General features: G+C 35.2%; 9 protein-coding genes and 1 pseudogene. 9 read left to right on the plus strand and 1 reads right to left on the minus strand.

All coding sequences use genetic code 11. The features are described 5' to 3' along the window. The 6 genes from ACIQ0H_RS19315 to ACIQ0H_RS19340 all read left to right on the plus strand — a co-directional run bounded on the left by ACIQ0H_RS19315 (position 1) and on the right by ACIQ0H_RS19340 (position 5,505). Positions 1-696 carry a hypothetical protein gene (locus ACIQ0H_RS19315; RefSeq protein WP_403418435.1) on the plus strand — a complete coding sequence of 232 codons (696 nt, stop codon included), beginning with the start codon at positions 1-3 and terminating at the stop codon, positions 694-696. Between the two features lie 708 nt (positions 697-1,404). Next, positions 1,405-1,671, plus strand: a complete 267-nt coding sequence (locus ACIQ0H_RS19320) for a hypothetical protein (protein WP_403418437.1) — start codon at positions 1,405-1,407, stop codon at positions 1,669-1,671. Between the two features lie 107 nt (positions 1,672-1,778). Next, positions 1,779-2,126 carry a VOC family protein gene (locus ACIQ0H_RS19325; RefSeq protein WP_403418440.1) on the plus strand — a complete coding sequence of 116 codons (348 nt, stop codon included), beginning with the start codon at positions 1,779-1,781 and terminating at the stop codon, positions 2,124-2,126. 286 nt (positions 2,127-2,412) lie between these two features. Then, positions 2,413-3,519 (plus strand): alpha/beta hydrolase, encoded by a 1,107-nt coding sequence (locus ACIQ0H_RS19330; protein ID WP_403418443.1) that lies wholly within the window; start codon positions 2,413-2,415, stop codon positions 3,517-3,519. A gap of 284 nt (positions 3,520-3,803) precedes the next feature. Then, the gene (locus ACIQ0H_RS19335; protein ID WP_403418446.1) at positions 3,804-4,820 is read left to right on the plus strand and encodes a serine hydrolase domain-containing protein; all 1,017 of its coding nucleotides are present in this window, start codon (positions 3,804-3,806) and stop codon (positions 4,818-4,820) included. 49 nt (positions 4,821-4,869) lie between these two features. After that, positions 4,870-5,505: a hypothetical protein gene (locus ACIQ0H_RS19340; RefSeq protein WP_403418448.1), complete on the plus strand. Its 636-nt coding sequence runs from the start codon at positions 4,870-4,872 to the stop codon at positions 5,503-5,505. Between the two features lie 292 nt (positions 5,506-5,797). Here ACIQ0H_RS19340 and ACIQ0H_RS19345 read toward each other — a convergent pair whose 3' ends face one another. Beyond that, positions 5,798-6,247 carry a YfmQ family protein gene (locus tag ACIQ0H_RS19345; RefSeq protein ID WP_403418450.1) on the minus strand — a complete coding sequence of 150 codons (450 nt, stop codon included), beginning with the start codon at positions 6,245-6,247 and terminating at the stop codon, positions 5,798-5,800. Positions 6,248-6,792: 545 nt separating this feature from the next. On the opposite strand from ACIQ0H_RS19345, the pseudogene ACIQ0H_RS19350 reads away from it, so the two are divergent. The 3 genes and pseudogenes from ACIQ0H_RS19350 to ACIQ0H_RS19360 form a co-directional block, all read left to right on the plus strand. Beyond that, a pseudogene (locus ACIQ0H_RS19350) lies at positions 6,793-7,284 on the plus strand (bclA protein); the annotation flags it as partial. Between the two features lie 377 nt (positions 7,285-7,661). Beyond that, positions 7,662-7,862, plus strand: coding sequence for a cold-shock protein (locus tag ACIQ0H_RS19355; RefSeq protein WP_153721042.1), 201 nt, complete (start codon positions 7,662-7,664; stop codon positions 7,860-7,862). A 152-nt stretch (positions 7,863-8,014) separates the two neighbouring features. Continuing rightward, a complete protein-coding gene (locus ACIQ0H_RS19360; protein ID WP_403418452.1) occupies positions 8,015-8,452 on the plus strand; it encodes a hypothetical protein in 438 nt (145 codons plus the stop codon). Positions 8,453-9,066: the final 614 nt, after the last annotated feature.

A 9,066-nucleotide genomic window follows, 5' to 3' on the forward strand; every position in this document is an offset into this window, starting at 1 on the left:
ATGAGAAAGACATCATTTGTTCTTTTTATCTTCAGCTTAGTTTTTCTAGCCGGCTGTAATCGCCATTTTCACGAATTGCCTTCTGAAAAAGTGGCACGTTATCAAGGGAATTATGAAATCATTGGGAACGAAAAAGATGACATGCTGGGTAATGTCAGTGAGACGATATTTGAAACGAGTGATCGTAGTAATTCAATGGCGAAAGAGGCTAAAATCAACCTTACAAGTAATGAAGGAGAAGAAATTTCGGTACCGTCAGGCAGATATCAGATAACAAGAACCGTTACAGGAAATATCTATATTCATGATGAAAATGGAGACTTGCTGTTTCATGATATCTTGGACAGTTCTTACGGTGTTGCAAGTATTACAGTAGATGTAAATGACAAACACACCATCAGTATAGACGGTGAGATGGATCAAGTATATGTGACTCCTGTGTCGACACAACTCTCAACAGAATTGACGGCAGGCATTTGGGAGGTAGGAACGGATATTGTAGAAGGAGACTATTCAATAACAGCTCCTTATGGGGTAGGTTATCTTCAAATTTTTGATCCAAACGACGAACCTAGGGTGTATGAAGTAATTGGAGGTACTTTTGCTTCAACGAAAAGCGATATTCAATTAAGTAAAGGACAAAAATTGAGGATTATAGGCATTTCACTGGTTCATTTTGAATTGAATGAAGAGTAACCGTTGTCCTGATTCTCGTGAACAGGAAATGAGCAGTGCCGGGCACCGAAACTCTTCAGAGTTGATAGGGTGCCCGACACTTTAATTCATTTAATTTACTTCCTTAACGCAATTCATTTACATTTACATATGAATACCGATTAACGAGAATTTTTATTTAGATCAATTTTTCGGGGCTGCCTAATAAGCCGAATTCCGGCTTCGAGGCAGCCCTTTTTGTTTCTCGTATTAAAAAGGGATTCGTAGGTAAAGTGCCGAACAATAGTATGATGAACAAATTATCGGGTTGGCCTGTTCTTGTGCAACTAACTGGGAAGTTTAGTTCAATAAGAACTTTTTTAAAAAAAGATGAGGTGAAATATTGATTTGGATTTTATTGGCTATTTTTATTGTCCTAAGTTACTATTTTATTATTAAGAATAGCTCAAAAACACTACGAAAGTGTTTCTCTTTATTATCGGGGGTCTTTTTTTTATTGACAATTTCTCCGCTATGGGGTCAAGAAATATTTGTTTTCTTTATAAAAATAAGTTCGTTTTTACCTTTTGTGTTTGGTGTGTTAGGGATTATTTTTGGATGGGCTGGTATTAAAGGTGAGGTAAGAATAAGTTTACTGTTTATAAATTCCTTAGCTTTTATTTTTTATCTTTTCGTGTTTCTTATGGGGACATTTGGTTTTAAACAGCCATAATAAAAAGGGATGAAAACATGGAAAGAAAGTTTAGTAAGTTTTCCATTATATTAATTGTTGTTGGAATTTTTGTTGCTTATATGGCATTCCCACCGATTAATATTGATATTTTGGGTTGGTGGGGAATATTCATTGGCTTTGGTATCTATCTAACAGGCATAGTACTTGGTATTTGTGCTTTCTTTAAGAAAGAAAAAGGGTTTATGAAGTATATCTCGTTACTTTCCATTTCATTAGGTGTTTTATTTATTGCATTACTCTATGCAATCGTCGGGAAAATTTAACGAAATTAAGTTGGTTTCCTTCTGCAACTAATGCAGCAGTATAGGTGAAGAAGGAACTTAACATTAAATCGAAAACAAAAAATAATGACTGACAGGAGTTGGATACAATGATAAAAGGTTTTGGAGGAATATTTTGGAGAACTAAGGATCTTGATGTGGTGAAAAAATGGTACAGTGAAGTGTTAAAGCTTGATATTGATAATTGGAATGGGACGATTATTAAAACACAATCTGAAAGTGAGACAGTCTTTTCTTTCTTTAGCGAGAATGACAGTTATTTTCCAATGGAACAACAAGTGATGTTAAATTTCCAAGTACATGATCTAGACGAGACTATTCAGCATCTTGAACATATTGGTGTACCTCTTGCTAAGAAAAAGGAGATAAGTGAATTTGGCAAGTTTATTTGGATTAAAGATCCTGAAAGTCGGCTGATCGAGCTTTGGGAGAAATAGTAGGTTGTAATCATGTGCTATTAAGCCAAGGGGATTGTCTATTGATGGTGCCTGTATTATACACATGAAAGAGGCGACTACTCTTTAATGGGTGGTCGTTTTTTGCTTGTCGATTTAGAGAGTTATTCGTATGTAAAACACCGAACAATAGAATGATGAAGAATGCATGTTACCATTACTAGAAGTTACAAGAATTATGAGGCGATAAAGGTATAGATGGAATAACAAATGGAGATAGAGTGTGTTTAGCAAGAATACATATAAGCTAAAAGAAGGGGAGAGTGTAATGAGTAGAAAATATTCACAAGAATTATTAGATACCATTGTAGCAAAACAAGAAATAGTTACTTTTAAAGGTGCACAAGTTCTAGTGAAGAACTTACCAGATAGTGATGAAATAGGGGCAATGGATTCTCGTCATTATAAAGATTTGAAAAAACCACTACTAATAATGAAACTTATACCTAAACGCTTGTTGAAGATGGATGCTTCTCCAAAATCAATTGCTAAATTAAGAAAGTTTTTTGATCAAGTGAAAAGTACTCCTATCGTTGAAAAGAAAATTGACATTATACATGAACACGTTGAAGCTAGTGATGGATATAAAATACCAGTACGAATCTATAAATCTGAAACGATGAAGGAAAAAGCGTCAGTTCTTTACTTTATTCATGGTGGTGGATTCTTTGGGGGTTCTCCTGATGTTATTGAGGAATTAGTAAAGTTAATTGTTGAAAATACTGATATACTCGCTGTCTCAGTTGACTACCGTTTAGCACCAGAAAATCCGTATCCAACGGGTCATGAGGATTGTTATTCTGTATTAAAGTGGATTTATGATAAGGTAGAAAGTCTAGGTGGGGATAGGAAGAATATATTTGTGGCAGGAGATAGTGCAGGTGGAAACTTGACGCAATATTGTACTACTAGAGATGTTGAAGCTAACTTAGGCATGGTAAAAGGACAATTATTACTTTATCCTACAGTAAATATGGCAAATAAAGAAGATGAATTCTTTAAATGGAGTAAGGATGAATATGATATGTCACCTAAACATAGATCAAGCATAGAATTTATGTTAAACATGTTTAATGGATTATCAGCGGGATTAAAAGTTATAGTGGGTACAGATGATATTGAAAATGGATACTTAACTCCATATATTAGAGATCCAAAAGGATTACCACCTACATTTATCACGGTTGGAGAACATGATTTCTTAAAGGTAGAATCATTAGCTTATGCTGCTAAGCTTACCAAAGCAGGGGTTGAAACAGAAACTGTATTATATAAAGGATTTGGCCATGCATATGGAGATTATGTAGGTGTTTATCCACAAAGTGAAGATTGTGCAATTGAAATGGGTAATTTTATTTTAAAACATAGTAAATAAAAGGGGATGTAGATGAAAAAAATGCATCCTTTGTTTTCGATTATATGGTTGTTGGTGGTTACCTACCACTGTGGGAAAGCGAAGAATCGCTATCGGTAGTTTGGGAAAATACAACCGGAAATTCTGAATTCTGATTGAACTAATGGGGTGCGTTTCTACAATAAGTAGAGACGCGTTTTTATTAAACGGGGTTTATTGATTAGTTAATTGAAATATTATTCAATCTTGTTCGTCTTTTCTGTATGATGGTAGCATAAGAACTCGCAAGAAAGGAGATCTAAAAGTTGGATAATAGATATCAAAAATTAATTTCATGGGTAGAAGATATAAAAGATCGAAATCACTGCTCTGCATCAGCCTTGCTTATACTTAAGAATGATGAAATGGTAGTAGAGCATTACAGTGGCAGCCACTCTAACGCAGAAGGAGCATTGCCTATTACTCAATGCTCGCAGTTTAATGTTGCATCAGCGAGAAAAAGTTATTTAGGGTTAGCAGTTGCTTATGCAGTCCACGAAGGTAAAATTAAAAGTCTTGATGACTATGCAGTAAATTACTTTGAAGAATTCGATAAAGAATTACTTGGTAGAATGACCATTAGACATCTAATTACGCATTCTCATGGGTTAAATGAGGATGAGAATGGAACGGTTTATAGAGAGTTCAACGCAGGTCAAGGCTGGGCGTACAGAGGCATTAATGTGTTAATGATGACACAACTAATTAAACGATTATACAACCAAAGTGTTCCTGGCTTATTACATACAAGAATCTTTTCGCCTTTAGGTTATAAGGAAACGGCTTGGCAAACAGATGAAAATGAAAAACTAGTTAAAGTCATCTGTAATCCTAACGAAGAGGCAACATTTACACTTGGCCATTCTAATGATGGAACGGAGTCCAACCTTCATGTCTCTGCTAGAGAATTTGCACAATGGGGCAATCTTCATTTAAGAAAAGGAAATATTGATGGAGAACAAATTGTTCCAAAAGAAGTAATTGAAATTGCAACTCAAGTTCAAAGCCCTGTATATAAAAGTGAAGAAAATCCATTGAATGGTGCGTTTTGGTATGTTCAAGGAACTCCATCATTAAAAAGTGAGATTGGAGACCGAGTGCCTAAAGGTGCATTTCAAATCATAGGGGTAACAGGTCCAACTTTATTAGTCATACCTGAATATAATGTTGTTGTTGCAAAGATGTATAACAAAAGATATAACTACGAAGGAATTAATGGAGAAAATTATCTCTATTATTTAAGAGAATTTAGTAATTTAGTAGCTGATACATTTTCTGAGTAATTCTATTGCGTTTATTTATTGGGCAACTGCATTAGTTTAGGGGGAGAAAATGAGTCAATTTCGAGGAATAATCTTAGAAGGCTATTCGAATGCTGGAAAAACATCTGTCCTAAAATCATTGAAACAACTTCAAGCGTGTGATGATGCCGAACGAAGTGTGATCGTTCTTAGTGAGCATTATTCGCAAATATTACATAAAGTAAATGGTGAATTGAAGTGGTTGAGTCGTGAAGAACACTTAGAACTCTTAAAAGAGAGAGTTGCAATGTTGAAAAAGTTAAATAACTGGGCGAGAGAAATTGGACAGTCATCCCAACGTTCCAAAGGTCTTTTTTTTATATTGGAAAGGTTTCATTTAAATCATCGAGTGGCGTTCTCGCATTCGATATCAGATGAAATCAAACAATTAGAAGCTGAGTTGTTTGAAATGGGAGCACGATGTACTTTATTAACTGTATCTCCACATAATATAGAGCAAAGAATAAGTAGTAGAAACCCCAATGAATGGGTAGGGAAAACCGAACAAGAAATGAAAATGGCTTGTGATTTATTATTAGAACAGCAACAAGCGTATAGAAGACAGGCGGAAAACTCAATCATTCCTACAATAGAAATAAATACCGATAATAAAGACTGGGAGTCCTATGCAAAACAGATTTACTGCTTGGACTCCCATGAATATTAAACACCAAACCTCGCAAAAATGGCAACACTAGAGGGGGCGCAGCGATGTGAATTGATGTATCCTCGATGTGCGAGTTCATCCTTTATCTTTTTCATCGTACGTCGATAGAATCTCTTTACATGCTTAATGTCTTCGCAGGCATTAAGCATGTAAAGAGCCGAAGTCACTTGGCAATCTATTCGGCATCCTTCATGTTGGTTTTACGAACCGGCGCTGCTTTCATGTGCTGGGTATGCACAACTAAAAACTAACGGGGCAATTTAATTGAAGAAGGGGATCCATCGTTTTTAGATCAAGCCTTTTCATTTATACTATTTGAAATTGTAAACTTTTGTAGATACTCGGAACTAATGCTGAAAGAAGTAACTTTTTTCTTCCATTGCTTGACTACATCAACGTGGTCATCGTAAATATAAATAAAGAAATTCATTTCTTTTTTTCTACTTTTTTCTTTGATGACAAATGGAATAACATGCGTGTCTGGATGTAGAAAGAATTGTTCGTTCCCCGGGAATATATGGTTACTTTCTAAAAATTGAGCTTCATTAAAATAATCAATAAATCTACTTTTTTCTTGCTCATTTAAGTGAGATTCGTTAAATGTTACAATACTATCTTTTGAATCAAGTTTTGGATGAGGTGTAAATTTACTTAAAACCCATCCTACAAGTGCACTCGTGGGACTTGTAATAAATATTAAAAGTACTCCGATTACTATAATAGCAATAGTCGTCCATGTCATTTCATATCCACTCCTTAATTAATAATATCTGGTTGTCTAATTTACCTGTAGGTAGTTGTATTAAACATTTATAGTTTAAGGTTATCACAAAATATTGATTTTATGTTTGACAACTTTTTAACTTTTTAATTAACCACTTAGTTTGTAGAAATGCTTTTCTCCAGTCAAGACTATTGTCATCTTTGGAATCATGCAAATCCGCAGACTTAAATATTGGGTAAATAAGGTAATTTGATTTCAGGGAACCTAATATAAATTGAAATATTCCTATTCAAATATCTATTCGATGATCATATTTATTTCGATGAAAAGTGATGAACAAATTATGGGGAGTGACCTGTTCTTGTTCAACTTTAGAAGCAGGTTTGTTCAATAAGAACCTGAGTAGGTTTTAATCTAATCTCATATTTCTTAAAAACATATACTATAAGAAATAATGAGGTGAAATTATGTCCAAAAAAAAGAAAATCACTAAAATAGAACCTTTCGGATGTTGTCCGCCAGTTAAGTACACAGCACTAAATAGTTGTTGTCTTCCAGCCCCCTCTTCTTCGTGTCTTTGTGACTGTTGTGTTTCTCCACTTCAGTTCGTCTTACAACAACTTGTTGGGCAAACTGTAATTCTTGGCACTATTGCAGATTCACCAAATGTACAGCCTCTCTTTTTTTTATACGAAATTGTTGAAGTAAATGATTTTTTAGTTACTGTTACAGGTGTAGCGGGAACCTTTACGGTAAATATTTCTGATGTAACGGGGGTAGGTTTTTTACCGCCTGGACCTACTATCAACTTGTTGCCACCTGTTACTTCTGGGTGTGAATGTGATTGTCGTGAGCGACCAATAAGACAATTGCTAAATACACTTATCGGTTCAACAGTGAGTCTTTTCGCAATCAATGGTTCAATGACAGCAGATTTTAACGTAGAACAAACAGGTCTTGGCATTGTGTTAGGCACTTTACCAATAGATCCTCAAACAACCGTTAGATTTGCAATTTCAACTTGCAAAATTACCGCTGTAGGGCAGACTAATTGAATAAGGAATGATGTTAAAACAAATATTTAGCGAGAAATTAGTTATTAAGAATTAGAAATTTTCTTGTTGAACTAACGAGTAGGGTTAGCGAAAGATCAAGGGGCTGCTTAGGTAGCTCTTCTTTCTTGTTGAACTAACGAAGGAGGTTAGGTTTACAATAGACTGCCTTTATAGGGCATCTATGGTCTTATTGAGTAATGAAGTTAACTACTTCCATGGACGGGCATTTGCTATCTATTTCATCATATATATGTTATTCTTAGAAAGAATTATTTTTGTTCTATTTCAGATTAAGAATAGATTTTGTTTTTCGTCTAAGGTATTTGAGCAAGGATAGTAACACATTGTGTGGATATCCGCACTAGGAGGCAACAATTATGGAACAAGGTACAGTTAAGTGGTTTAATGCAGAAAAAGGTTTTGGTTTCATCGAGCGTGAAGCAGGAGAGGACGTATTCGTACATTTCTCAGCAATCCAAAGCGATGGTTTCAAATCTTTAGACGAAGGTCAAAGTGTAACGTTTGAAATCGAACAAGGACAACGTGGCCTACAAGCTACAAACGTTCAAAAAGCTTAATAATAGCTAGAAAAAGATCCTACATGTAGGGTCTTTTTTTGTGCTTAAATTTGGGGTTAACTACTTCCGTGTACAAGCGCGTTTCTTGTTCAACTAACGGTGCAGTTTAGTTGAACAAGAAGGTTTTCTAATTATTAAGGGGGGAGAGAATGATGGGGAAATTAGCAATAGCAGTTTTTTCGATACTTTTAAATGTTGGTTGTTCGCAACAACTAACATTTGAGAGTTTCTTTCATGAAAAGTTGAAGAAAATGCATATTGGGGAAGTTGATTATACATATGAGCTTGTTAAAAAGGAGTTTAATGTAATACACGAAGATGATGCAATAGCAGTTTTCAAAGAAAATAATGAACACGGAGGGAAAATCTTTATTGCTTACTTTGAAAAAGAGGATAAACAATGGGAATGGAAACATACAAGAGGTACTGAATGGAATTCCCCGATAAAATGGACCTCAATGAACCAAGCACCTTTTATATATTCTGGTGACGAACCTGCAAAAATAATTAATGTTGAAGAGGATAAAAGGTTTTGGTACGCAATTAGTCCGACTAACGATGTAGAAGTAATGATGGTTAAAGAAAGATGATACTAAAGAAATTATTGAAGAGATTAACCATGAAGAACTACAAGGTAAATAAGTTTGTGAAGCATTGTACTTAAACTAACTGGCGCTTTAGATTAATTAGAATAGGACTCGCGTTTATGGTCGTTTCCCATGTATGCAAGCCCTTTTTGTCATGCTCTCACAAGGCTCTGTATCAACGATTAGACAACCTGCGTAAAAATGGATTCCACACTACTACATTCTCAAAGTTCACAGGCACGGTAAACGCTTCTAGGAGCTTGTTACGGTTGTCGATGTAAGCTACTTAAAGTTGAATCGATTGAGCTTATCGTATCGGCCAATCACATTTGTTACACAACTTCTCTACACGCTACACCAATATTTGTGAATGTGCTACACTGTATTAAACGACTGATTAATCAGTTACTCAACTAACGGGGCAGCATTCCTGTTTGAAGGATGTTCGGGGTCTTGAAAGAAAAAGAGCCCTCTTGTATGATGCATGAGTGTCAACGACCATTGACCCATCATCAAACAAGGAGGACTTCTCTATGCAGTTTAAATGGAATGAAAAAATTAATCAAGTTACTGAAAATACACTCGTTGTTGGTATGGACATTGCCAAGCGCGTTCAT

The organism is Sporosarcina sp. NPDC096371 (assembly GCF_044762865.1).
Taxonomy (GTDB): Bacteria; Bacillota; Bacilli; order Bacillales_A; family Planococcaceae; genus Sporosarcina.

What these genes read in the sequence shown, in the direction of transcription:
- ACIQ0H_RS19315 (WP_403418435.1), top strand. Translation starts at nt 1, where the DNA reads ATGAGAAAGACATCATTTGTTCTTTTTATCTTCAGCTTAGTTTTTCTA.
- ACIQ0H_RS19320 (WP_403418437.1), top strand. Translation starts at nt 1,405, where the DNA reads ATGGAAAGAAAGTTTAGTAAGTTTTCCATTATATTAATTGTTGTTGGA.
- ACIQ0H_RS19325 (WP_403418440.1), top strand. Translation starts at nt 1,779, where the DNA reads ATGATAAAAGGTTTTGGAGGAATATTTTGGAGAACTAAGGATCTTGAT.
- ACIQ0H_RS19330 (WP_403418443.1), top strand. Translation starts at nt 2,413, where the DNA reads ATGAGTAGAAAATATTCACAAGAATTATTAGATACCATTGTAGCAAAA.
- ACIQ0H_RS19340 (WP_403418448.1), top strand. Translation starts at nt 4,870, where the DNA reads ATGAGTCAATTTCGAGGAATAATCTTAGAAGGCTATTCGAATGCTGGA.
- ACIQ0H_RS19345 (WP_403418450.1), bottom strand. Translation starts at nt 6,247, where the DNA reads ATGACATGGACGACTATTGCTATTATAGTAATCGGAGTACTTTTAATA.
- ACIQ0H_RS19355 (WP_153721042.1), top strand. Translation starts at nt 7,662, where the DNA reads ATGGAACAAGGTACAGTTAAGTGGTTTAATGCAGAAAAAGGTTTTGGT.
- ACIQ0H_RS19360 (WP_403418452.1), top strand. Translation starts at nt 8,015, where the DNA reads ATGGGGAAATTAGCAATAGCAGTTTTTTCGATACTTTTAAATGTTGGT.